Genomic DNA, 24,274 nt, shown 5'->3' with positions numbered 1-24,274 from the left:
CCCCCCCCCCCCCCCCCCCCCCCCCCGCCCCCCCCCCCCCCCCCCCTCGGGGAGGTGGCCGACCATCTGATCGGCCACTTCGTGGACCAGGCCCGGCGGTCGGGGGCCTCCTGGACCGACATCGGCAGGAGCATGGGCGTCACCCGGCAGGCCGCGCAGAAGCGGTTCGTGCCGAAGGAGTCGATCGACCTCGACCCGCAGCAGGGCTTCGGCCGCTACACGCCGCGGGCCCGCAACGCGGTGATGGCCGCGCACAACGAGGCCATCGCGGCCCGCAACACCGAGGGCCGCCCCGAGCACCTCGTCCTCGGTCTGCTGGCCGACCCCGACGGCCTCGCCGCGAAGGCGATCACGGCACAGGGCATCCTGCTGGACTCCGTGCGCCAGGCCGCCACCGCCGCACTGCCGCCCGCCGCCGACGAGGTCCCCGAACTCGTCCCCTACAACTCCGACGCCAAGAAGGTCCTGGAGCTCACCTTCCGCGAGGCCCTGCGCCTCGGTCACAACTACATCGGCACCGAGCACATCCTGCTGGCCCTGCTGGAGTTCGAGAACGGCACCGGCGTCCTGTCCGGCCTCGGCCTCACCAAGGAGGCGATGGAGGAGTACGTCGTCGGACTGCTCTCCCAGTTCCTGAAGAGCGGCGAGCAGACGACGAAGGAGGCCCGTGAGGAGGGCGAGGCCAAGGACTGAAGCCGTTGTCAGACCCGGGTGCCACACTCGCAGCATGACCGACCGGTGGGCACTCGTTCCGGCCGAGGACGGAGGCGTGCACAGCGCCCCCCTCGGTCCGGACGGGCTGCTCGCCGGGCCGGTGCGGTGGGCGGCGGACGCCGCCGAGGCCGTGCGGGGGCGTCCGGAGGTCGCGCGGTGGGTGTGGCGGTCCACCGCCGAGGTCTATCCGCGCCTGCTCGCCACGGGGGTGCGAGTGGAGCGGTGCTACGACATCGAGGCCGCCGAGACGCTCCTGCTCGGCCACGAGGGGCGGTACGGCGAGCCGAGGTCAGCCGCGGCGGCGCTCGCCCGGCTGCACGGCGGCCCCGTACCGCCCGATCCGCCCCAGCGCGCGGCCGAACCCGGCTCGCAGTCCTCGCTCTTCGAGCCACAGGCGGTCCACCTGCCGCTCGCCGACCTGGTGGAGGTGTACGCCGACCAGCAGCGCCGGCATGACAGGACCGCGTACCCGGAGCGGATGCGGCTGCTGACGGCGGCCGAGTCGGCGGGGATGCTCGTCGCCGCCGAGATGAACCGGGCCGGGCTGCCCTGGAGCGCCGAGGTGCACCGCCGGGTGCTGCACGAACTGCTCGGTGAGCGCTATGCCGGGGGCGGCGAGCCGCGGCGGCTGGCCGAGCTGGCCGACGAGGTGTCGGCCGCGTTCGGGCGCCGGGTGCGGCCCGATCTGCCGGCCGATGTGATCAAGGCCTTCGCGCAGGCCGGGATCAAGGTCAGATCGACCCGCCGCTGGGAGATCGAGTCCCTCGACCATCCGGCGGTGAAGCCGCTGGTCGAGTACAAGAAGCTGTACCGGATCTGGGTGGCCCACGGCTGGTCCTGGCTGCAGGACTGGGTGCGGGACGGGCGGTTCCGGCCGGAGTTCCTCGCGGGCGGGACGGTCACCGGGCGATGGGTGACCAACGGCGGGGGCGCCCTGCAGATTCCCAAGGTCATCCGGCGTGCCGTGGTCGCCGACCCCGGCTGGCGGCTCGTCGTGGCCGACGCCGACCAGATGGAGCCGCGGGTGCTCGCCGCGATCTCCCGTGACCCCGGGCTGATGGAGGTGGCCGGGCGGGAGAGCGACCTCTACCAGTCCGTCTCCGACCGCGCCTTCTCCGGAGACCGCGGCCAGGCCAAGCTCGCCGTGCTGGGCGCGGTCTACGGCCAGACCTCCGGCGACGGGCTGAAGAACCTCGCCGCGCTCAGACGCCGTTTCCCCAAGGCGGTGGCGTACGTCGACGAGGCGGCGCGGGCCGGTGAGGAGGGGCGGCTCGTGCGGACCTGGCTGGGGCGGACGTGTCCGCCGGCGGCCGGGGCGTCGGACGACGCGGCCGAGGAGGCGGGCATTCCGGTGCCGGCGGCGGAGGACGGGCCGAGCGAGGGTTCCGGGCCACAGGAGTGGGTGCCGGGCTACGCCTCCACCAACGCCCGCGCCCGGGGCCGCTTCGCCCGCAACTTCGTCGTGCAGGGCAGCGCCGCCGACTGGGCGCTGCTGCTGCTCGCTGCGCTGCGGCAGTCCTGTGCGGGCATGGCTGCGGAACTGGTCTTCTTCCAGCACGACGAGGTGATCGTGCACTGTCCCGAGGAGGAGGCCGAGGCGGTCGTGACGGCGATCCGGGAGGCCGCGGACCTGGCCGGGCGGCTGACGTTCGGGGAGACGCCGGTGCGGTTCCCGTTCACGACCGCGGTGGTGGAGTGCTATGCCGACGCGAAGTGATCACCGTCCGTCGGCCGCGTCCAGCAACTCCCCCAGCTCCTGGACGACCTCCTTCGCGTCCGTGCCGTCCAGGGCGTCGAGAGCCTTGCGCCACTCGGCGTACGCCTCCTGGACCCGGCCCCCGTCTCGCAGCAGCAGACCGCGCTGGTGACGGGCCAGGCCGCCGGTGTAGCGGTCGGCGCGGGCCTCGGCTCGGCGCAGCAGGTCGGCGCATTCGTGCCCCGCGCGGTCGGTACGGCCGAGCAGGCGCAGGGCGCGGACCAGGCCGAGGCGGGTCTGGGACTCGCCGTGCCAGTCGCCGTGGCCGCCGAGGATGCGCAGGCTCTCCTCGAAGTGCGCGGCGGCTGCCGCCGGTTCGCCGAGGGTGAGGTGGGCGTAGCCGATGTTGCAGTGCGCGGAGTGCTGCACGATGACGTTGCCGATCTCGTCACCGATGGTCAGCGAGCGGTGGTGCTGCTCGATGGCGGCGCGGGGGTCGGTGTGCTCGTACAGGTTGCCGAGGTGGCTGTAGGTCACGGCCTCGCCGTACGGGTCGTTCAGCTGCCGTGAGTACTCCAGGCTCTGCCGCAGCGCCTGCCCGGACTCGGCGTGGCGGCCGAGCGATTCCAGCAGCAGGCCCCGGTTGTTCAGGCAACGACGCATCCAGGAGACCACCCCGAGCCGCCGCCAGATCGCCAGGGACCGGTCGTTGAGGTGGAGCGCCTCGGTCTGACGGCCGGTGAGGAAGTACAGACCGGCGAGATCGACCAACGCGTACGCCTCGGCGGCGTCGTCCCCGAGCCGACGGGCGATGCGGAGTGCCGCCTGGCCGAGCACCTCCATCTCGGCTACTCGGCCGCTGCGTTGGAGGTAGGGGAAGAGGAGGCGGATGAGGGTGGAGAGGTGGGGAGTGAGGGCGGAGAGGGCGCCGGAGAAGGGGGAGACATCAGGGGTGGGGGTGGGGGTGTGGCTGTCGGCGGCAGGGGTGAGGGCGCCTGATTCGTCGGCGCCGATGGCTGGGCCGGTGCCTGTGGCTGTGGCTGTGGCTGTGCCTGTGCCTGTGTGATGGTCCGTGCCGGTGTCGGTGTGGTTGTCCGTGCCGGTGTCGCCGCCGTGTCGTTCCGCCAGTGCTACGACGTTCTCCAGTTCCAGGTCGCCCCAGGCGAAGGCTGTTTCGGAGCAGTCGAAGGGAGACACGGTGTCGACGGTGGTCGGGTGATCCGCGGGTTGGGTCGGGGTGGGGCGGCGGCGGTCGTCGCGGTCGAGGCCGGGTTCGACGATGGCGGTGAGGGCGCGTTCGGCGACGGCGGCGTACCAGCGCAGGGCGGTTTCGGTGAAGTCGCCGTCGGGCTCGGCGAGTTCGCGGGCGAAGTCGCGCACCAGGTCGTGGGGGGCGTAGCGACCGTACGCCGTCTCCTCCAGGAGGGCCACGTCGACGAGTCGGTCGAGCGCGGCCTCGGCACGGCGCTCGTCGGTGCCGGTGAGGCGGGCCAGCAGGGGCGCACCGTACGTCGGCAGGTCCACGGCACCGATCCGCCGCAGGACCAGGGCCGCGTCCCGGTCGGCCTCGCGGTCGGAGGCGGCGAGGGCGTCGTGGGCGACGGCGAGGGACCGGCGGACGCTGAGGTCGTCGTACTCCAGGTGGTGCAACCGGCTCTCGGTGGCGGCCAGTTGCCGGGCCAGCACCTCGGGGGTGAGGGCACGGCGGGCGGCGAGGCGGGCGGCGACGATACGGAGGGCCAGGGGGAGGCCGCCGGTGAGTTGGACGAGGGGGTGGACGGCGTCGATGGCGGGAGTGGTCGGGGGGTGGCTCACGGGGTGATGATCGGCGGGGCGGGCTTCAGTGCCGGTACCGGCACCGGCACTGGCCAGGTGGGCACCGGCACCGGCACTGGCCGGGTGGGCACCGGCACCGGCACTGGCCGGGTGGGCACCGGCACCGGCACTGGCCGGGTGGGCACCGGCACCGGCACTGGTCGGGTGGGCTTCGGTGCGGTCAGCTGCCGCAGGGCCTCCGATCGCGCGGCCCTCGATCGCAGAGCCCGCGGCCGCAGAGCCCGCGGCGCCGGCAACACCGTCACGGGCGTCCAGGGACGTAGCTCGGTCCATCGCTCCGTCGCGACCCGAAGCCGCGCGCAGCAGTGCCGCGCTGTCCTCCGCTGTGAGGGGGGTGAGCGGGAAGCGGCGGACGCCGTCCAGGGCGGTCAGTGGGGAGCGGCTGGTGACGATCACCGCGCAGCCGGGGCCGGCCGGGAGCAGGGGCCGTACCTGTGCGGCGTTCGCGGCGTCGTCCAGGACCATGAGGGTGCGGGTCGGGGCGAGCAGGGAGCGCAGCAACGCGGTTGCCGCGTCCGGATGTTCGGGGATGGAGCGGGGGGAGGCGCCGAGGTCGCGGAGGAGGGCGATGAGGGCCTGGCCGGGGGTGAGCGGGGGCATGCCGGGGGTGGCGCCGTGCAGGTTGACGTAGAGCTGGCCGTCGGGGAAACGGTTCGCCAGACCGTGGGCGGCTTGCAGGGCGAGCGCGCTCTTGCCCACGCCGGCCATACCGCTGATCACGGCGACCGTGGCGGTGCGGGGGCGCTGCCGCGCGGAAGCGGAATCGGAATCGGAGGCTGGAGCGAGGGCTGGAGCGGGGGCAAGCGTGTGGCTCAGGTCGTGGAGGACGGCGGCCCGGCCTGTGAAGTGGGCAGGGGGTGGCGGGAGTTGGGCCGGGCGGGGCGGGCGGGGCTGTGCCTCGTGAGGCGGGGTGGCAGGGGTGTCCGGGGTGTGGTGAGGCAGGGTGGTCGGCGTCCCCGCAGGAACGGGCACCGGGTGCGCATCGCGGACGGTATCGGTGTGCGCAGGTCTCCGGAGGTCGTCGTCGTGCGCGGCTGCGTCAGGGCTCGCGGCGCCGCGGAGTACGGCGTCCTCGTGGAAGGCAGCAGCCCCGACGGCACCGCGCGGCACCGCACCGTCCTGGCCGACCGAGCTCTCGACAGCGGCCCGCATCTCGCCGCGCCCCGATCCACCGACCGCACCCCCGACAGAACCCCGCAGCCCACGCCCAGACCCACCAACCACGCCCTCGACAGCGGCCCCCATCTCGCCGCGCCCCGATCCACCGACCGCACCCCCCACAGAACCCCGCAGCCCACGCCCAGACCCACCAACCACGCCCTCGACAGCGGCCCCCATCTCGCCCCGCCCCGATCCACCGACCGCACCCCCCACAGAACCCCGCAGCCCACGCCCAGACCCACCAACCACGCCCTCGACAGGGGCTGGCGTCGCGCGTCCGGGTTCGTTCTCCGGTCCCTCTCTCAGCACCTCCACATGCGCCTCCCGCACCCCCGCCCCCGGCTCCACGCCGAGTTCCTCGATCAGGCGGGTGCGTAGGTCGCGGTGGACGGCGAGGGCCTCGGCACGGCGGCCGGTGCGGTGGAGGGCGAGCATCAGGTGGCGGTGGAAGGACTCACGGAGGGGGTATTCGACGGCCAGTGCCGTCAGTTCCGGGACGAGGGCCTCCAGGCGCGGGCCGCCCACGGCCAGCTCGGCGTCGTAGCGCCACTCCAGGAGCAGCAGCCGCGCTTCCCGCAGACGTTGGACCAGGGCGAAACCGCCTACCTCGGCGGGCAGCCCGGACAGGGGCGTGCCCCGCCACAGGGCGAGCGCCGCCCCGCACTCGTGCAGCGTGCGTTCCCAGTCGCGTCCGGCGTGCGCGGCGCGGGCCGCGGCGACGCGGCTCACGAAGACGTCGACGTCCAACTCGCCCTCGTTCACCCGCAGCACATAGCCGGGCGGCACCGCGCGCAGCCGCTCGGGGTCGTCGAGCAGCCGCCGCAGCCGGGCCACGTGGTTGTGCAGCGAGGCTCGCGCGGAGGCGGGCGGCGCTCCGCCCCACAGCACGTCCGTCAGCGACTCCACGGAGATGATCCGGCCGCCTTCGAGCAGCAGCGCGGCCAGCAGGGCCCGCACCTTGGGGCTGCTGATGGTCCGGACGGCACAGCCGGGTACGTCGCTGGCGGAGTCATCGCCGGGACTCCGATCACCGTAGGAATCGCCTTGGCCCGACCAATCCTCGGAACCACGCCGGCCCGACCGGACCTCGGGACCCTCCTGGCCCGGCCGCCGATCCTCGGAACCCTCCTGGCCCGACCGGGCCTCGGAACCGCCCTGGACCGACCCGTCCTCGGAACCGCTCCGGACCGTGGAGACCTCGTACAGAACCGGCGGTCCCAGCAGTCCGAACCGCAGCCCGCACCGCTTCACGCCGCCACTGCCTTCCCTCGCGGCGCGCCCCGCGCCCACGCTTCACGACGGGGTCCACCGCATGTCGGGAACCACCGTGCCTGGCGGAGATCCGCCCCTAGTACGACGGTTTCCCGCCACCTCTACCTGATGTGTAAAGGCGGAAAACGGTTCCAGTCCAGGCCTTTTCCCGATACCGTCCATCGACTTCACGCCAATCGAACGACGTCGAAACGGAACGTCGTTGGCCACATGTTAGCGATCCGTTGGTGCGGCCTGATGTGATCACAACATCGGATCTGGCCCGACGGTGCGCGCGTTGAACGCGTAACTCGGGGGAGTGACGCCGCCGCGGCCGGATCCTGGGACGCATGTGGGTCCCGGTCGGCAGAGGTGAGCGACCGGGGCCCGCGTCCCCTTCTCGCGTTCCTGCGCGCTCTCGCGTTCCAGCGCGCTCTCAGATGACCGGCGGTCGGCCGAGCCTGCACAGCCCCCACACCGTGCGCCACCGCATCGGCCGTCGCTCGCCCGCCGGCTCCCGCAGGCCTTCCAGGAAGCCGCCGAACCAGGCGCGCAGGCCGGCCCGCGAGCGGTTGCGGGCGAGGGTGAGCAGGATCCAGATGCCCAGGTGGACCGGGATGAGCGCGAGCGGCAGCCGGCGCCGGGTCAGCCAGACGCGGTTGCGGGCGGTCACCCGGTGGTAGATGGCGTGCCGGGCGGGCGAGGTCTTCGGGTGCTGGAGGAGGATCTCGGGGGCGTAGAGGATGCGCCAGCCGGCATCGGCGGCCCGCCAGGCCAGGTCGGTCTCCTCGTGGGCGAAGAAGAACTCGGCGGGCCAGTCCCCGGTCTCGGCCAGCATCGTCATGCGCAGCGCGTGCCCGCCGCCGAGGAAGCCGGTGACGTATCCGCCGCGCAGCGGATCCGACTTGCCGATCCTGGGCACGTGCCGCTGCTGTGTCTCGCCGTTCTCGTCGGCGATGCGGAAGCCGACGATGCCGAGCCGGTCGTCGGCGGCGTACAGGTCCCGCACCCGGCGCAGTACGTCGGCGTCGACGAGGAGTCCGTCGTCGTCCAGGTCGACCACGACGTCGACGTCCCCGAACTCCCGCAGCTGTTCGAGGGCCGCGTTGCGCCCGCCGGGACAGCCGAGGTTCTCGTCCAGCTCGATCGGCGTGACCTCGCCGGGCAGGGCGAGCCGCTCGGCGAAGTCCGGCAGCGGGCAGCCGTTGCCCACGATGACGATCCGGTGGGGGGCGAGGTCCTGCTTGGCCACGGACTCCAGCAGCGCGTCGACCTCGGCGGGACGGTTGCCCATGGTCACCACGGCGACCGCGATCCTCGGCTCCGTCATGCCCGCCCCCTTGCCGCGCCCCGCGCCTCGTCCCGGCTGTGATTACCGGCGCGATGCTAGTGGTTCACGGTAAGGACTTCTTAAGTTCGCCGTTTTGCGGGGCGGTCGACGGGCAGGGCGAGCGGGCCATACAGGACCGGATCCGCGCTGCAGGCGGGCCACGCACTGCAGGACGGGCCACGCACTGCAGGACGGCGGGCTACGCGCTGCGGTTCTCCCTGCGCCTCACGAACTTCAGGCCCGACCAGTCCTCCCCCAGCGCGGCGACCTTCACGTCCACGATGCCCAGTGGGAGGAAGAGCTCCCGCAGCGCGTTCTCGGTGATGTCGCTCACGTGGCCGGCCGCCCGGCGGGGCCAGGCGATCCACAGCATGGCGTCGTCGGCGAGGTCGCCGACCAGGGTGGGGCCGTCGGCCACGAGATCGCCGTACGAACGGTAGAACGCGACGGCGACGTCCGCGCCGCGCGGGCTTCCCTCCCCCACCTCGCAGCCTTCCGGCAGTCCGGGGATGTCCCAGTGGGCTGGGGCGTGGCGGAGCCGGACCCGGTGGCCCGGCTTGATGCCGATCTTCTTGGCGAGTGGCGTACCGGAATAACTCATGACGGCCATCTCCATGCACGGGAATCCGACTTGTCCGATTCTCCCGCGACGCGCACGCTGGAACCGTGAGTAACCTCACCAGCGCGAGTTGAGCAAGAATGACCACTTTTGATCAGAACTTCGGTCACAGCGGGTGGTCAGCAGATACCGCGACAGCCACCATCAGCCTGGCGGGCATCGTCACGGGGTGGAGCGAGGGTGCCCGGCGGCTGCTGGGATACGGCGCCGCCGAGGTGGTGGGGCGCGGCGCGGCCGACCTCCTCATGGAACGGGAGGCCACCGGCTTCTCCCCCGTCGCCTCCCAGGAGTGGAGCGGCACCGCCGCCCTCCGGCACCGCGACGGCCACCGCGTCGAACTGGCCCTGCACGCCCATCCCTCCCTGGGCGGCGACGGCGCGACCCAGGCGTACGTCGTCACCGCGACCACGGGCACCCCGGCCGCGGAGCGCGACCGGCGGATGACGGAGTGGGCCTTCGCCCAGTCCTCGATCGCCCTGTCCGCCTACAGCGCCGCGTCGGGTACCTGGCGGCCGAACGCGGGCGCACAGGCCGACCCGCTCGGCGACGCCCGCTCCGACGAGGGCTTCCTCGGCTGCGTACGGCGGGTTGCCGAGGAGGCTGTACCGATGCGGTACGAGGGGTTCGCCCCGGAGCCGTCCGCCGCCGCCCGGCAGCAGCGCTCCTGGATCGTCGAGCTGTGGCCCGTCCGCGACCCCGCGTCCGGCGAGGTCGCCGGGGTCGGCACCGCCGCCTTCGACAGCAGCGAGCAGTACGCCGCCCGGCATCGGCTGGCCCTGCTGAACGAGGCGGGCACCCGCATCGGCACCACCCTGAACGTGAACCGCACCGCCCAGGAACTGGCCGATCTGGCCGTCCCGCGGCTCGCCGACTTCGCCAGCGTGGACCTGCTCGACTCGGTGCTGCGCGGGGACGAGCCGGTGCCGGGGCCGGTCGACGCGGCCGTGGTGCTGCGCCGGATCGCCCACCAGTCGGCCACCGAGGGCGAGGGTGTGCCCGAGGCCGCCGTCGAGCTCGGCGAGGTCGACACCTATCCCCCGTTCTCACCGCCCGCCCGCTCCCTGATCAGCGGCCGGCCGGTGCTCAGCGGCGCGCGCGACCCCGACTTCGCCCGCTGGGTCACCGAGCACGCGGCACGGGCCGCGATCGTCCGCGAGCACGGCTTCCACTCGGTGATGGCCACCCCGCTGCGGGCCCGCGGCACCACCCTCGGCGTCGCGGTCTTCGTGCGCGGCAAGGGTTCTCCGCCGTTCCAGCAGGACGACCTGATCCTCGCCGAGGAGCTCGCGGGCCGGGCCGCCGTCGGTGTGGACAACGCCCGCCGCTACACCCGCGAGCGGACCCACGCCCTCACCCTCCAGCGCAGCCTCCTCCCCCGTGACCTGCCGAAACAGGCGGCCGTGGAGGTGGCGTACCGCTATCTGCCCGCCGGTACGGGCGCCGGTGTGGGCGGCGACTGGTTCGACGTCGTACCGCTGTCGGGCACCCGGGTCGCGCTGGTCGTCGGCGATGTCGTCGGGCACGGCATCCACGCCTCGGCCACCATGGGGCGGCTGCGCACCGCCGTACGCACCCTCGCCGACGTGGACCTGCCCCCGGACGAGCTGCTCACCCACCTCGACGACCTGGTCAGCCATCTCACCTCGGACGACGACACCATCGTCCACGAGCTGCCGTACACCGGCGGGGTCGGCGCGACCTGTCTGTACGCCGTCTACGACCCGGTCTCCCGGATCTGCACCGTCGCCAGCGCCGGCCATGTCCCGCCCGCCGTACTGCTCCCCGACGGCTCGGTCAGCGTCGTCCGCCTCACGCCCGGTCCGGTGCTCGGTATCGGCGGGATGCCCTTCGAGGCGACCGAGCTGGAGCTCCCCGAGGGCAGCCTGCTCGCCTTCTACACCGACGGTCTGATCGCGAACCGTGAACACGACCTCGGCCTCGGCCTGGAACGCCTCTGCGCCGCCCTGGCCTCCCCGGCGGCGTCGCTGGAGAACACCTGCGACGCCGTCCTCGGGGATCTGCTCCCCGAGAGCCCCGACGACGACGTGGCCCTCCTGCTCGCCCGCACCCGCGCCCTGCACGCCGACCAGGTCGCCGACTGGGCCCTGCCGTCCGACCCGGCGGTCGTCGCCGACGCCCGCGCGCAGGCCTCCCGGCAGCTCGCGGCATGGGGACTCCAGGAGGCGGCGTTCGTCACCGAGCTGGTGGTGAGCGAGCTGGTCACCAACGCCATCCGCTACGGCGACGTACCGATCGGGCTACGCCTGATCCGGGACCGCACGCTGATCTGCGAGGTGTCCGACGCCAGCAGCACGGCCCCCCATCTGCGCCGCGCCCGCACCTTCGACGAGGGCGGCCGCGGACTGCACATGGTCGCCCAGCTCACCCAGGGCTGGGGCACCCGGCAGACCCCCACCGGCAAGACGATCTGGGCCGAACAGCCACTCCCGGTCGGCTGACGTGAGCGCTGCGGTCAGCGTCCCTCAGGGCCTGTCGTCTGGATCATGTCGGCGTCGCGGACCCTGGCCGTGGCCACGGCGAAGCCAGCGTTACGGGAGCGGGAGGGGACCGGGAGCGGGAGGGGTGAGCGCAGGATGCCCGACGGTCAGCCCCGCAACAGATCGGCCCGCAACGGATTGGACCGCAGGGCCGCCATCAGATACCAGGCGGTAGCCCCCACGTGCCGGTACGGGTAGTACCCGAACCCGAACCCCGTGTCGAGCGGGCTGCTCGCCGACACCACCCCGGACCGCTCGGGCAACGCCCGCCCACCCACGGTCTGGCCACCCCCGAGCCGCTCCTGAGCCCGCTCAAGGGAGTCGATCAGCCGCCGCGCCCGCGCCTCGTCACCCCGTCCCCGCCGCTCCCGCAGCGCGAGCGCGAGATGAGCGGTCCCCTCGAACCACACCCCGTTGCGGTCGGGCCTGGGCTGCGAGTCGGCGATCGGGGCGTCCTCGTTCGCGAGGAGACTGGCAGAGCTGAAGGTGACACCGTCGTACGACTGCCCCGCCGGAATCGTGCTGTTGCGCCGCTCGGCATGGTCGAGGACGGCCAGTTCCCGGGCGGCCCAGTCCAGCGACGAGGCGTGGGCACGGGAGTGGAGGGCGAGGTAGGTCCAGGTCTGGGTGTCCTCGGGAATGGGCGACTTGTTGACCGTCACCCCGTCATTGGTGCCGGTGTAGAAGAACCCGCCGTCCGCCTCCCACATGTTCTCCAGGAATGCCCGGGCCCGAGCACGCCGCTCCAGCCAGACCCCGTCCCCCGTGAGGCGGGCGAGCCGGCCGAAGAGGCAGACGAGGTCGGTGTTGTGCTCGGTGGAGGTGAAGGGCAGCTTCTGGTTGGCCCCGTCGACCCCGAACTTGTACCCGCCGAGGGGCTCGTCGGTACGCCCGTTCCGCTCGATCCACTCCCCGATCCGCACGGCACCGTCGAGAAACCGCCGCTCCCCGGTCCGCCGGGCGAGCGCGCCGAGCGCGATCCCGGACCAGGCCATGTCCCCCACGGCCGTCCCCGTGAACCCGAACTGCGTCCCGACATTGACGGTGCCATCCGCCCGCACGAACCCGTCCGGCTGGAGCGACCCGTCGTAGAAGGTGTACGGCCCGACGTTGTACCCCTGCCGAAGCCGACCGTCGTCATGGGCCGGATCATGCGCCTGCGCGTACAACAGCCCGTCCCCGAGCACGACGGCCCGGTCCTGTCCGCCGGGAGTACGGGTGGCGAGGAGACCGAGGATCGCGAGGGCGTTGTCGTAGGTGAAGGCGGTACTGAAGAGCCCGGCCTGGTCGGCGTAGCTCTGGGCGAGGCGGGTGCTGCCGTGGTCGGGGTAGGCGTCCATGGCGGCGGCGAGGAAGGCTTGGGCCCGGCTCGGGGCGGAGGGGCCGGGGGCGGCGGGAGCGGGGGCGGAGGTGCCGGGGGCAGCGGTGCCGGGAGCGGCGTTGGCAGTGGTCCCGTCGGCTTGGGCGATGGGGGCCCCGGCCGCGGTGAGGACCGCGGCGCCGATGCCGGCCCCGATGAGTGTGCGCCGGCTGAGCGCCGGGCCCTGCCTGTCGGTCATGCCGGTCATGGGTCTCCCTCGCCGAGTTTTGAGAGCGCTCTCATGGATGCGGGCTCATTCTGCTGGTACGGGTGGGGTGGGTCAACGGCCTTGGCGGGGAGGTGGGTTGAGGCGGATGAGGGGCGGGAGGGAGCCGAGGACACGCCAAGGGTCCCGGCACATGTGAAGTGTGCCGGGACCCTTGGCGGCAGTTCAGTTCAAGTGGTGGGTGTCGTTGAGGGCCTGCACCGTGGCGGTGCCGTCCTCGTCGTACGTCACCGTCGACAGGGAGGCCGCTGAGACTTCCATGCGGAACAAGCAGTGTGGTGGGGCTTGGAGAGCGAGGCGGATCAGGGTTCTGAGTGGTCCGACGTGGGAGACGACCACAACCGTGGCGCCGGCGTACTGGGCCACGAGGCCGTCTCGTACGGCGGCGACCCGGCGGGCGACCTGTTGCATGGTCTCGTCTGTGCCCGAGGGCGGACTCTCGGGCGAGGCGAGCCATGCACTCAGGTCGTCCGGATAGCGTTCGCGGACTTCCGTGAAGGTCAGGCCCTCCCAGGCGCCGAAGTCCGCTTCCCGCAGGTCCCGGTCGACCCGGACGCTCAGGCCGAGGCGCGTGGCCACGGAATGGGCGGTCTCCCGGCAGCGCCGCATCGGTGACGTGACGATCGCGTCGATGTCGCCGCGATCGGCGAGGGCGTCCGCTGTCGCCTCGGCCTGGCTGCGGCCGGCCGGTGAGAGGCCCGGGTTGGTACCTCCGCTGCCGGAGAGCCGCCGATGCGGGGTGAGCAGGGTTTCGCCGTGCCGCAGCAGGACGAGCGTCGTCACGTCACTCACTTCGAGGTCTGCGCGAAGTGGTCTCGTACGGCGTCGGTCTGCTTCTCCATGATGTCGATGATGCCCTCGACCACGTTCAGGTCGGCGTCCTCGGCGATCTCCAGGGTCCGCGACCAGTCGAAGAAACTGCGGGCCGGGTCGTTGGTGATGGGGAATACGCGGATGGTGGCCTCGTAGGCGGCGACTCCGCTGGTGGGCGCGACGGCCCGGTAGGACTGGGTTTTGTTGATCTCGTCGCGGGCTGCGATCTCCTGCTGGACGACCTTGCCGCTGAGCGTGAGCCTGAAGTCGTAGCGGGCCGGGACCGTTTCGACCGAGCCGCCCTCGACCCAGCTGACGTCCCGGTGGACGTCCAGATCGCCGGGGGACACGATCTCCAGGATCTGCATGGCGTCGCGGATGGTCGCCCACACGGTGTCCGGGTCGGCATCGAGGATCGTGGAGTGGTACATGGTGTGCTTGCGCTGGATTAGCACGGTTTGTTCCTTTTCTGGTTCTTCTAGTTCTTCTTGGTGACGAGGTGATTGCCGAGGATCAGGTAGTCGATCTCGGTTCCCAGGAAGCAGTTCAGGGCGTCGGTGGGCGTGCAGACGATGGGTTCGCCGGCGACGTTGAACGAGGTGTTGATCAGGCAGGGCGTGTCGGTGAGTTCGATGAACTTCCGCAGCAGTGCCGTCAGTCGTGGGGTGCCCTCGTCCGTCAGGGTCTGGATGCGGGAGGTGCCGTCCACGTGTACGGCACCGGGGATGCGGTCCCTGTACTCGTCGCGGACCGGGAAGACGAACGTCATGTACGGGGAGTTGGTCTTGCGCCCCATGTCGAAGATCTCCGGCGCCTGCTCCTCCAGGACGAGGGGAGCGAACGGGCGGAAGGGTTCGCGGTGCTTGACCCGGGTGTTGATGATGTCCTTGATGTCACTGAAGCCGGGGTTGGCGATGATGCTGCGGTGCCCCAGCGCGCGCGGCCCGTGCTCGACGCGGCCCTCGAACCAGCCGATGACGACCTTCTCCGTCAGCAGCTGCGCCACCTGATCGACGATCTCCCCCTCGTCCAGGCGCAAGCCGGTGACGCGGTCGCTGAAGCCCTCGATGGCCTCCTCGATCGCGGCCTCGTCGTAGGCCGGTCCCAGATAGGGGGTGACGGGTGCGGCGGCGGCCTCGCGGATGTGCGCGGGGTCGGTGCCGGGGTCGTTGAGCCAGGCGTGGGCCGCGGCTCCGATGGTGATGCCGGTGTCCGAGGCACCAAAGCTGACCTGCATGTCCTCGAAGCGGGAGCCCTCGAACATCGGGGTGTTGTTCAGGCAGTTGAGGGCCACGCCGCCCTCGAACAACAGCAGGTTGAGGTCGGTCCGCTTCTCCAGGTGGGCGACCTGGTGGGCGGTGGCGACGTTCAGCATCTCCTGCGCGGCGGCGGAGACGCGGGAGGTGTATTCGAGGGTGTCCTCGAAGGGGCCGAAGTACTCCTCGAACAGGGCGTCGTGGCTGTGCAGATCGTTGGTCCGCAGCGGCTTGCTGAAGGAGTAGCGGCCGTCGTCGTGCAGCACCAGCAGCTGCTCGACGAACGGGTTCGGGCTCGGCGGATCGGCGTATCCCGCAAGGCCCATCACCTTGTACTCGTCGTTGTTGGGGACGAAGCCGAGGAAGCGGGTGATGGAGGAGAACAGGGTGCCGATGGAGTACTCGGAGCCGGTGACGGTGTCCTCGAAGACGGTGATCCGGCCGTCGCGGATCTCGCCCGTCAAGGTCGAGAAGCGCTCGGCCCGGCCGTCGCTGACGACGAACGCGGCGTCCGTCATCCCGGCGAGGTAGTAGCCGGTCGTGGCGTGCGCCAAGTGGTGCGGAACGAAGCGGACCTTGGCCGGGTCGGGGCGGTGACCGGTGCGGGCCTCGAAGTCCGCGAGCATCGCTTCGTGGCTGACGACCTGGTCGAACAAGTCGGCAATGGTGCCACCGATGCCGGCCTTGTCGGCCTCCGGCAGCGGCGAGTTGCGGATGCCGTCCAGGGTCTCGTCCAGCACCTGGGGGGACCAGTTCCAGGGGAAGGCGAACAGGTCGACGTCGTCGAACGTGATCCCGGCTTCCTTGAGGCACCAGTCGATCGCGTTCGTGGGGAAGTCGGTGGTCTTCTTCTCCCGGTTGAGGCGCTCCTCCTCCACCGCGGCGACCAGCCGGCCGTCGATCAGGAGCGCGGCGGCGGCGTCGTGGCCCAAGAGGTAATGCTTGTTGATGCCGGTCGCGCCGAGGCGTTCGGAGAAGAACTCCGACACCCGGCTGAAACCATTACATCCGAGAACAATCACGGCAATCTTTCTTGGTATGAAGCCTGATGTAGGGCTACTTGGCGATCAGCAGGTCGCGGAGCTGCTCCCCGGCCGCGGGTGCCTGGCACAGACCGGCGCCGGTGAAGCCGGCCGCGTACAGGAAGCGGCGGTCCGGGTGCCGGCCGATGAAGGCGGCGTTGGTGGGGCTGGCGTCGAAGTCGCCGCTCCATGCGCGCTGCAGGCCGATGCCGTCCAAGGACGGGAACAGGGTGCCGAGATGACCGTCGATGCGGCCGAGCCAGGCCTCCCGTTCTTCGCCGTCCTTGGGTGCGCCCATGGCGAGCAGGATGCGGTCCTTCCACCAGCGGATGCGCAGCCCGGACGCGGCGTGCATCGTCATGGGCAGCTCGGGGGTCGGGGCGGGCGGGACGTCCGTGAACAGCATCTCCATCGTGTGGGGCGCCAGCGGCAGGTCGACCGCTGCCATGCAGGCCACCTCGCCGGACCAGGGCCCGGCCGTGCAGACCACGCTGTCCGCCTTGATGCTGCCCCGCGGGGTGTGGACGGTGTTGTCGTCGTCGATGCCCGTCACGGGTGTGTGAGTGAACAGCCGGGCGCCGTGGTTGCGGGCGCCGGCCGCGTAACCACGCACGATGTCCAGGCCGTCCACGTGGTACGCCTCCGGGGACCAGGCGGCGGCCAGCACGGCACGCTCATTGATCAGCGGGTTGTGTCGCACCGCTTCACGCGCACTGATCAGATCGACCTCGACGCCGGCGGCCTGCTGCGCTTCATGACCGGCCGCGAAGTCGACGATCTGCTGTTCATCGGTGAACAGCGCCATGAACCCGAGCTGCTTCAGGCCGAGCGGGGCCCCGGTGTGCCGGGCGAAGTCGTGGTAGGCCTTCAGGCTGCGCACGGCCCTTCGCCCGGTGTCGGGGCTGCCGGGGAAGTACGTGCGGACCATGCCCGCCGTGTGCGCGGACGCACCGCCGCCGAGGCTTCCGCGTTCCAGCAGCACGGTGTTCACGCCGGCTTCGGCGAGGTGGTGGGCGGCGGAGGTTCCGATCACTCCTCCGCCGATGACGACGGCGTCAGCGCGGGCAGGCAGGGCGCTCAAGGTCTTCCTTCTCCTGTGGTGTGGTTTCGGATGGCGGGGATGAGCGCCGGTGTCGTCATCTCCTCGGCGGACTCCGCTCCGGGCAGGGCTATGCCGCCTTGGTGCCCTGCTGGCGCAGGTGGTCTCCGGTCTCCCACGGGTACAGCTGGAGGTTCCAGCCGCCGAGGCAGTTGATGTAGAGGGCCATCTGGCTGGTGACGGCGTAGAAGTCGTCACGGTCGAGGCGGTCGAGGACGTCGAGGAAGCGCTGGGTGAACGCCCACAGCTTCTCCAGACCGCAGTAGCCCAGGAACTCGGCGGGGACGCCGACCAGGAGGCGGGCCATGCGGACGAGGGAGTCCATGGGCATGTCCTGGACCGCGGCGCGGACGAGTCCGCCGTAGGCGGCGTAACCCAGGGGCCGGGTCTCGCCGTTGACGAACAGCAGGGTGGGAAGGACCGTGCCGAAGTTACCTGCCCGGGAGGGGATGATGCCCTGGTGGAGGTCGTCCAGCTCGGCCGGGGGTGCGAGCCAGATCTTCTCGGTCTCGGCGTAGATGTCGGCGATCAGGTGGCTGGCAGCCGTGTTGGTGGCGTGGAGCATCGGGACGCGGTGGCCGCCCGGCTCGCCTGCGCGGCGGACTTCGGCGAGGATCTGCTTCTTCGTGGAGTAGACGGCGTCCCAGATCGCGGTCCCGGCTTCCAGCAGGGCGGGCATGTCTGCCTCACGAACCTGGCCGACGGGGGTGGCGGGCATCGGCTCGGTCAGGGTGCCGTACTTGATACCCAGATGCTGCAGGCCGGAGCAGAACACGGTGCCGTTGGGGGCCTCGCGCCGGTCGGGGATACGGGTGTTGTGGGGGGTGTGCAGCAGAGTGGGTATCGGAGCTACGTGGTAAAGGTGCTCTCCCGCGATGAGGGCGTGTCCCTGGAGGCTTTGGTAGGGCAAGGACTCCCACAGGGCGTCGGCGAGTGCCGGATTGCGGTCGTCAAGGTCGGCGGTGACCACGATGCCAAGGTCGGGCCAGGAAATCTCGATCTGACGGCCAGGCAGCTTCTCGGACAAGGCTTTCCCCGTTCGTTGGTTCGGCTTGTCCGAGAAGTCCATCGCCAACTGGCTTGTTCCAGACAGGCGTTGAAAGTATGAAACCTTGATCGGCCCGGGACCCGCAGTTTGTGTGTTTCTACGGAACTGCAGCTCAGGCGGGCTTGGCCAAGTACACAAAGGCAGAAAGCCAACGAGGCCTCCAGGTCGCTGTGTTGAGGCGTCAGACGTCTCAACACGGCGACCCAGAGGCCTCGTTCAAACGGGCTCTCAGTAGTCGACGCGGTCGGACTTGGCCAGCCATGCGTCGAACGGCGCCGTACGGTTCGGCGTGTCCACTCGCTCGATCGCCATCGGCCACAGCTCCGCGGGCTTCTTTTCGAACAGGTCGTAGAACCTGCGGTCATCGAAACCGGCCACCGCAGCATCATCTCGATCAGCGGCGAAGATGATCCGGTCGACTCGCGCCCACAGCGCGGAGGAAAGACACATCGGGCACGGCTCACACGAGGTGACCAGTACGCAGCCCTCAAGCGAGAAGGTGCCCAGCTTCTGGCAGGCGGCACGGATCGCGCTCACCTCGCCGTGCGCCGTCGGGTCCAGGTGCGAAGTGACCTTGTTGTTCCCGATGGCAACGATCTCGCCATCCTTGGCGATCAGTGCGCCGAACGGGCCGCCGCCGTTCCTCACACTGTCGGTGGCAAGGCCGATGGCCTTTTCCATCCAGGCGCGCTCGACTTCCTGGATGCTCGCTTCTTGGGTGTGCGCGGTCACGGGCACTCCTTTTTTTGCAGACGGTGGGGCAAATAGTGGGACTCCGCGGACGCCGCTTTGAGATCAGCTCGGTCGGCGACACCCGCGGATATCAGCGCGGCTGGACGCCGACCATGTGCTCACGATGGCTCTCTTCATTCGTGTCGGCGCCGTTCGTTTCGAGCCGGAGGGCTGAAGTCCCTTCCGTGACTCGTTCACGTGCTGTTCAAGCGGAACAGCCCCAGTACACCCGCCGGGCCCCGTTGAGGGTCAGTCACCGAAACCATGAAGGAGTCTGCTGGTCGGGTGGCCCCTCTTGTAGATTCGCATGAATGGCAGGACTCGGTAACTCCAGCGCCTTCCGCCCGTAACAGGGGCGAAAAGCGGCCGGAGAGTCAGTTCTCCTCGGTTTCGAGGGTGCGCAGCAGATCGGCAGCGACGCTCACGGCAATCGTCGCGGGTTCCTTGCCGGTGATGTCGGCCAGCCCGATCGGGGTCTTGATCCGAGCGATGGTGGCTTCGTCGTGACCGCCCTCGTCGGCGAGACGTTTACGGAACCGCACCCACTTGGCCGCCGACCCGATCAGCCCGATGGAGCCGAGATGGGGGGTGCGCAAGGCGGCGTCGCACAGCGCGGCGTCCTCGGCGTGATCATGGGTCATGATCAGGATGTGGGTGCCGCGCGGCAGCTCCTCCAGCACCTCCTCGGGCAGCAGCGGCGTGTGATGCGTGTGCACCTGCGCCACCGCGTCCGCGAGGACGTCGAGCCGTTCCTCGGTGAACATGTCGGCCCGGCTGTCGATCAGATGGAGGTCGAGGTCCTGGCGCGCCAGGATGCGCGCCAGCTCAAGACCGACGTGCCCGACACCGAAGATGGCCACCGCCCGTACCACCGGCAGCGGTTCGAGCAGCACCTGGACCGTGCCACCGCAGCACTGCACACCATGCTGGTTGGTCACCTTGTCGTTCAACGCGAAATCCATCAGCTCGGGCTCCGGCTTGGACGCTGCGATCATCTCGCGGGCCCGGTCGATCGCGACGGCCTCGACGTTGCCACCGCCGATCGAGCCCCACGTCGCACTCTGCCCCACGACCAGCTTCGCACCGGCGTCACGCGGGGCATGGCCGCGCACGGTCGCGACGGTCACCAGCACGCCGGGCTCCCGGCGTGCCCGCAACCGCGCGACCGCGGCGATCCACGTCATGTCAGGCACCGCTCAGCGCTGCTGCGTCGGTGCTGATCCTGCCGTCGACGTGGCCGCCCGCGGCAACCCCGTTCACGACATGACCGAGCCGCGAGGCATCGCCCCGGCGAGCCTCCTCGATCGCCCAGTACACCGCCTCCGGCGTCGCGGGCGAGGCCAGATCGACGCTGACCCCGCTCGGCCCGAACGCGGCGGCGGCCTGCCGCAGCGCCTCGCGCACCGAGAACGCCAGCATCAGCGGAGGCTCGCCCACCGCCTTGGAGCCGTAGACCGCGCCCTCCTCGGTGGCGTTCTCCAGCAGCCTGACGTTGAACTCCTCGGGCATCTCCGAGAAGCTCGGCAGCTTGTAGGTGCTCGCCGCCTGGGTCAGGAGCCGGCCGCGGTTCGGGCCGTCACCGGTGTCCCAGCGCAGGTCCTCCAGCGTCAGCCAGCCCGCGCCCTGCACGAAACCGCCCTCGACCTGACCGATGTCGATCATCGGGGAGAGGCTCTCGCCGACGTCGTGCACGATGTCCACGCGCCGGATCCGGTACGCGCCGGTGAAGCCGTCGACCTCCACCTCGGTCGCCGCGGCACCGTAGGCGAAGTACTTGAACGGCGTGCCGCGGAACGACTTCACGTCCCAGTGCAGCCCCTCGGTCCGGTAGAAACCGGCCGCCGACAGCTGCACCCGCTGGAAGTACGCGGTGTGCACCAGGTCGTCCCAGGCCAGCTCCTTGTCGCTGCCCAGGGCGCGCGCGACGCCCTCGACGATGCGCACGTCCGAGGCGTTCGCCCCCAACTGGGTGGCGGCGACCTGCAGCAGCCGCTCGCGCAGCTGCTCACAGGCGTTCTTGATCGCCCCACCGTTGAGGTCCGCACCGGAACTGGCGGCGGTGGCCGAGGTGTTGGGCACCTTGTCGGTACGCGTCGGGGCGAGGCGCACCTTGTGCAGCGGGATGCCCAGCGTGGTCGCGGCCACCTGCATCATCTTGGTGTGCAGGCCCTGGCCCATCTCGGTGCCGCCGTGGTTGATCAGAACGGAGCCGTCCTTGTAGATCAGCACCAGCGCGCCGCCCTGGTTGAAGGCGGTGAGGTTGAACGAGATACCGAACTTGATGCCGGTGATCGCGAGCGCCCGCTTGGTGTGCGGGTGCGCGGCGTTGAAGGCGGAGATCTCGCGCCCCCGGTCGGCGATGCCGGCGTCGTCCCGCACCTGCTGCCAGACGGTGGAGATCCGTTCGGCCTGGGTGACGAGCTGCCCGTACGGCGTCGTCTGGCCCTGGCCCGGCCGGTAGAAGTTGCGCTCGCGCAGCTCCATGGGGTCGAGGCCGAGCTTCGGCGCGACGCGGCCCAGGATGTCCTCGATCACCAGCATGCCCTGCGGTCCGCCGAAGCCGCGGAAGGCGGTGTTGGAGACCGTGTTGGTCTTGGCGATGCGTCCGGCGACGCGCGCGTTGGGGATCCAGTAGGTGTTGTCGATGTGGCACAGCGCGCGGGCGAGGACCGGCTCGGACAGGTCCAGACTCCAGCCGCCGTCCGCGGTCAGGGTGGCGTCCAGGGCCTGGATACGGCCCTCGGCGTCGAAGCCGATCTTCCAGGTGGCGTTGAACCCGTGCCGCTTGCCGGACATGGTCAGGTCCTGGGTCCGGTTGAACCGGAACCTGACCGGCCGGCCGGTCAGCTTGGCGCCGAGCGCGGCGATGGCCGCGAACCCGTGCGGCTGCATCTCCTTGCCGCCGAATCCGCCGCCCATCCGCAGACACTGCACGGTCACCTCGTGGGCGGGCACGCCGAGCACGTGGGAGACGATCTCCTGCGTCTCCGACGGGTGCTGGGTGCTGCTCTGGATGAAGATCTGCCCGTTCTCGTCGACCTGGGCGAGGGCCGCGTGCGTCTCCAGGTAGAAGTGCTCCTGGCCGGAGAACTGGAACTCGCCGGTGAACACGTGCGCGGAGTCGGCGAAGCCGGCGTCGATGTCGCCGTGCGTCATGAGCGGCCGGGCGCCGTGGAAGCTCTCGGCCGCGATCGCGTCCTGCAGCGTGATCAAGGAGGGCAGTTCGTCGAGTTCCACCTCGACGGCCGCCGCACCGAGCCGGGCCGCCTCCAGGGTCTCGCCGAGTACCCAGGCGACCGCGTGGCCGTGGAACATGACCTCGTCGGGGAACAGCGGCTCGTCGTGCTTCATGCCGGCGTCGTTGACGCCGGGCACGTCGGCACCGGTCAGCACGCGGACCACGCCGGGCACGGCGAGCGCGGGCTCGGTGCGCAGTGCGGTGATCCGGCCGCGGGCCTTCATGACCTGGACCGGGTAGGCGTGCAGCACGTCCTTGGTGCGCTGCACCAGGTCGTCGGTGTAGAGCGCGGTGCCGGTGACGTGCTGGAAGGCACTCTCGTGCGGCAGGGCGACGCCGACGACCGGCTTCTCGGGACGCTCGGACAGGTGACTCATGACGACACCGCCTCGGTGTTCTGTGCGTGCAGCTTCTTGAGGCTCTGGCCGAGCATCGCGGAACGGTAGAGGGAGCTGGCGCGATGGTCGTCCATCGGCGTGCCCTCACCCCGCAGCACCCGGGCCGCGGCCTCGACCGTCTCCGCCGACCACGGCTTGCCCTCCAGGGCCGCCTCGGTGGCGAGCGCGCGGATCGGGGTGGCGGCCACGCCGCCCAGGCCGATGCGCGCCTTGCGGACGATCCCGTCCTCGATGTCGAGCGCGAAGGCGACCGCCACGCTGGAGATGTCGTCGAAGCGCCGCTTGGCGATCTTGTGGAAGGCCGCGACCGGCGACAGCGGCAGCGGGATGCGCACCGAGCGGATCAGCTCGCCGGTACGGCGCACGCTCTGCCGGTAGCCGGTGAAGTACTCCGCCAGCGGGACCACGCGCTCACCGTCGGCGTCGGCGAGCACCAACGACGCCTCAAGGGCGAGCAGCACCGGCGGGCTGTCACCGATGGGCGAGCCGGTACCCAGGTTGCCGCCGAGGGTCCCGCTGTTGCGGATGAGCCGGGAGGCGAACTGCGGGAACAGCTCTGCGAGGAGTGGGACGTCGCCGTCGAGGCGGCGCTCGATCTCGGTGAGCGTCAGCGCCGCCCCGATCTCGATGTGGTCGGACTCGACGCGCAGCTCCCGGAGTTCGGGCAGTCGGTCGATGGCAACCACGCAACCCTCCCGGCGGGAGCGGATGTTCACCTCGACGCCATAGTCCGTGGAGCCGGCGACCACCACCGCGTCGGGCCGCTCGCGCAGCAGCTGCAGCGTTTCGGCCAGGGTGCTCTGACGCAGGAACGTGCTGTCGTCCTGGGCGTATTCGGTGGCGACCGGTGCGGGCGGGGCCTGCTCGCGACGCTGCGCCAACGGGTCCTCGTCGGCGGGTTCCCCAACGGCGAACGCGGCATCGCGAATCGGGCGATAGCCGGTGCAGCGGCACAGGTTTCCGCTCAGCGCGTGCAGGTCGAAACCGTTCGGACCGTGCTCGTGGTCGGCACTGTCGGCCGCGTCCGCGTCCACCCCCGAGCCCGCGTCCGCGTGCGCGCAGCGGTCGGGCCGGTAGTACTCGGAGGCCATGCTGCAGATGAATCCCGGTGTGCAGTAGCCGCACTGGGAGCCGCCGCGGACCGCCATCTCCTCCTGCACCGGGTGCAGGGTGGGCGGCGTGCCGGGTTCGCCGACGGTGGCGAGGCCTTCGGAGGTGATGATCTCCTGACCGTCGAGCGCCGCGGCCGGTACCAGGCAGGCGTTGACCGCCACCCAGTCGGTGGGCTTGTTCACCCCGGGACGGGCCACCAGGACCGAACAGGCGCCGCATTCACCCTCGGCGCAGCCCTCCTTGGTGCCTGTGAGGCCACGCTCGCGCAGAAAGTCCAGCACGGTGGTGTGGGGCGCAGCCGGTGAAATCGGTGTTTCTTTCCCGTTGACCGTGATCCGCGCCTCTGTCATGACAGGCCTTCGTTCCGGTGCGTGATAGGTCGATTCATCATGTTCGCCAATTTCAGGCAGCTTTCTGTGTTCAGGCGCGCCACATGAGAGGAGCGGGCGCAAAACGGCACGCAACAGCGACGTACCGGAAGGTGGTGACGGGAAACCCGGAATGTGCCACGGACGGGCACATCAGAACGGCGTACTCAGCAGCCGTGCGCGATCCGACCCGGAACCCAGACCGTGCGCTGGGCGAGGCGACCAAGATCAGAGCTGGTGTTCATCTGCTGGTCGCCTCCTTTCGGTCGTTATGGGTCGACGTCTACCGCAAATTAGTGGCCGAGGCCACCGAGGTCAAGGGGTCGACCTCGGTATCTCGATCGAGAACCGATCGGACTGCCCCAAGTCGGCAAGAACACCGCCGAGGCCACCGACGAGCGGCCGCGCGCCCCGCCATGCCCCGAGCAACAGAAAATCCCAGGTCATCGACTATGCGACCTGGGGTTTGATGGAGCCGCCTTCGGGATTCGAACCC

15 protein-coding genes and 1 pseudogene are annotated in these 24,274 nt (G+C 70.8%); 3 read left to right on the top strand and 13 right to left on the bottom strand.

Going from position 1 to position 24,274, the window contains the following annotated elements; translation table 11 throughout:
* Both POF73_RS28130 and POF73_RS28125 read left to right on the top strand, forming a co-directional pair.
* Positions 1 to 693, top strand: a 693-nt coding sequence (locus POF73_RS28130; RefSeq protein ID WP_272120970.1) for a Clp protease N-terminal domain-containing protein, incomplete at its 5' end; no start/stop codon positions are given.
* 34 nt (positions 694 to 727) lie between these two features.
* The gene (locus POF73_RS28125; RefSeq protein ID WP_272120968.1) at positions 728 to 2,431 is read left to right on the top strand and encodes a bifunctional 3'-5' exonuclease/DNA polymerase; all 1,704 of its coding nucleotides are present in this window, start codon (positions 728 to 730) and stop codon (positions 2,429 to 2,431) included.
* On the opposite strand, the gene POF73_RS28120 is transcribed toward POF73_RS28125, so the two are convergent.
* From POF73_RS28120 to POF73_RS28110, 3 genes are all read right to left on the bottom strand, one after another.
* Complete coding sequence (locus POF73_RS28120; protein WP_443049657.1) at positions 2,432 to 6,658, bottom strand: BTAD domain-containing putative transcriptional regulator; 4,227 nt, start codon at positions 6,656 to 6,658, stop codon at positions 2,432 to 2,434. It abuts the gene before it with no gap.
* A gap of 436 nt (positions 6,659 to 7,094) precedes the next feature.
* Complete coding sequence (locus POF73_RS28115; RefSeq protein ID WP_272120964.1) at positions 7,095 to 7,988, bottom strand: glycosyltransferase family 2 protein; 894 nt, start codon at positions 7,986 to 7,988, stop codon at positions 7,095 to 7,097.
* 199 nt (positions 7,989 to 8,187) lie between these two features.
* On the bottom strand, positions 8,188 to 8,589 hold the full coding sequence (locus tag POF73_RS28110) for a DUF3052 domain-containing protein (protein WP_272120962.1): 402 nt from the start codon (positions 8,587 to 8,589) through the stop codon (positions 8,188 to 8,190).
* A 98-nt stretch (positions 8,590 to 8,687) separates the two neighbouring features.
* Between POF73_RS28110 and POF73_RS28105 the strand changes: the two genes are divergently transcribed.
* Positions 8,688 to 11,066, top strand: coding sequence for an ATP-binding SpoIIE family protein phosphatase (locus tag POF73_RS28105; RefSeq protein WP_272120960.1), 2,379 nt, complete (start codon positions 8,688 to 8,690; stop codon positions 11,064 to 11,066).
* A 146-nt stretch (positions 11,067 to 11,212) separates the two neighbouring features.
* Here POF73_RS28105 and POF73_RS28100 read toward each other — a convergent pair whose 3' ends face one another.
* From POF73_RS28100 to POF73_RS28055, 10 genes and pseudogenes are all read right to left on the bottom strand, one after another.
* Positions 11,213 to 12,664 carry a Tat pathway signal sequence domain protein gene (locus tag POF73_RS28100; RefSeq protein ID WP_272120958.1) on the bottom strand — a complete coding sequence of 484 codons (1,452 nt, stop codon included), beginning with the start codon at positions 12,662 to 12,664 and terminating at the stop codon, positions 11,213 to 11,215.
* 192 nt (positions 12,665 to 12,856) lie between these two features.
* Positions 12,857 to 13,468: pseudogene (locus POF73_RS28095) on the bottom strand (histidine phosphatase family protein); the annotation flags it as partial.
* Positions 13,469 to 13,479: 11 nt separating this feature from the next.
* Positions 13,480 to 13,959 (bottom strand): SRPBCC family protein, encoded by a 480-nt coding sequence (locus POF73_RS28090; RefSeq protein ID WP_272120957.1) that lies wholly within the window; start codon positions 13,957 to 13,959, stop codon positions 13,480 to 13,482.
* Between the two features lie 23 nt (positions 13,960 to 13,982).
* Positions 13,983 to 15,749, bottom strand: a complete 1,767-nt coding sequence (locus tag POF73_RS28085) for a carbamoyltransferase family protein (RefSeq protein WP_334313629.1) — start codon at positions 15,747 to 15,749, stop codon at positions 13,983 to 13,985.
* A gap of 67 nt (positions 15,750 to 15,816) precedes the next feature.
* Complete coding sequence (locus POF73_RS28080) at positions 15,817 to 16,863, bottom strand: NAD(P)/FAD-dependent oxidoreductase (RefSeq protein WP_272120954.1); 1,047 nt, start codon at positions 16,861 to 16,863, stop codon at positions 15,817 to 15,819.
* 88 nt (positions 16,864 to 16,951) lie between these two features.
* On the bottom strand, positions 16,952 to 17,908 hold the full coding sequence (locus POF73_RS28075; RefSeq protein WP_272120952.1) for a hypothetical protein: 957 nt from the start codon (positions 17,906 to 17,908) through the stop codon (positions 16,952 to 16,954).
* 249 nt (positions 17,909 to 18,157) lie between these two features.
* Complete coding sequence (locus POF73_RS28070; RefSeq protein ID WP_272120976.1) at positions 18,158 to 18,610, bottom strand: nucleoside deaminase; 453 nt, start codon at positions 18,608 to 18,610, stop codon at positions 18,158 to 18,160.
* Positions 18,611 to 19,035: 425 nt separating this feature from the next.
* Positions 19,036 to 19,845 carry a xanthine dehydrogenase accessory protein XdhC gene (xdhC, locus tag POF73_RS28065; protein ID WP_272120949.1) on the bottom strand — a complete coding sequence of 270 codons (810 nt, stop codon included), beginning with the start codon at positions 19,843 to 19,845 and terminating at the stop codon, positions 19,036 to 19,038.
* A gap of 1 nt (position 19,846) precedes the next feature.
* Entirely contained in the window at positions 19,847 to 22,276 is a 2,430-nt protein-coding gene (gene xdhB, locus POF73_RS28060) for a xanthine dehydrogenase molybdopterin binding subunit (RefSeq protein ID WP_272120947.1), read from the bottom strand.
* Positions 22,273 to 23,760 (bottom strand): xanthine dehydrogenase small subunit, encoded by a 1,488-nt coding sequence (locus tag POF73_RS28055; protein WP_272120945.1) that lies wholly within the window; start codon positions 23,758 to 23,760, stop codon positions 22,273 to 22,275. Before POF73_RS28055 ends, xdhB begins: the two co-directional genes overlap by 4 nt.
* Positions 23,761 to 24,274: the final 514 nt, after the last annotated feature.

Origin of the sequence: Streptomyces sp. HD (assembly GCF_028369295.1) — a bacterium.
In the GTDB taxonomy this organism is placed as follows: domain Bacteria; phylum Actinomycetota; class Actinomycetes; order Streptomycetales; family Streptomycetaceae; genus Streptomyces.
This window is presented reverse-complemented; position numbering and strand designations above follow the sequence as displayed.

Coding starts and splice junctions, on each gene's coding strand:
- POF73_RS28125 (WP_272120968.1), top strand. CDS start 728: ATGACCGACCGGTGGGCACTCGTTCCGGCCGAGGACGGAGGCGTGCAC.
- POF73_RS28115 (WP_272120964.1), bottom strand. CDS start 7,988: ATGACGGAGCCGAGGATCGCGGTCGCCGTGGTGACCATGGGCAACCGT.
- POF73_RS28110 (WP_272120962.1), bottom strand. CDS start 8,589: ATGAGTTATTCCGGTACGCCACTCGCCAAGAAGATCGGCATCAAGCCG.
- POF73_RS28105 (WP_272120960.1), top strand. CDS start 8,688: ATGACCACTTTTGATCAGAACTTCGGTCACAGCGGGTGGTCAGCAGAT.
- POF73_RS28100 (WP_272120958.1), bottom strand. CDS start 12,664: ATGACCGACAGGCAGGGCCCGGCGCTCAGCCGGCGCACACTCATCGGG.
- POF73_RS28070 (WP_272120976.1), bottom strand. CDS start 18,610: ATGGAAAAGGCCATCGGCCTTGCCACCGACAGTGTGAGGAACGGCGGC.
- xdhC (WP_272120949.1), bottom strand. CDS start 19,845: ATGACGTGGATCGCCGCGGTCGCGCGGTTGCGGGCACGCCGGGAGCCC.
- xdhB (WP_272120947.1), bottom strand. CDS start 22,276: ATGAGTCACCTGTCCGAGCGTCCCGAGAAGCCGGTCGTCGGCGTCGCC.
- POF73_RS28055 (WP_272120945.1), bottom strand. CDS start 23,760: ATGACAGAGGCGCGGATCACGGTCAACGGGAAAGAAACACCGATTTCA.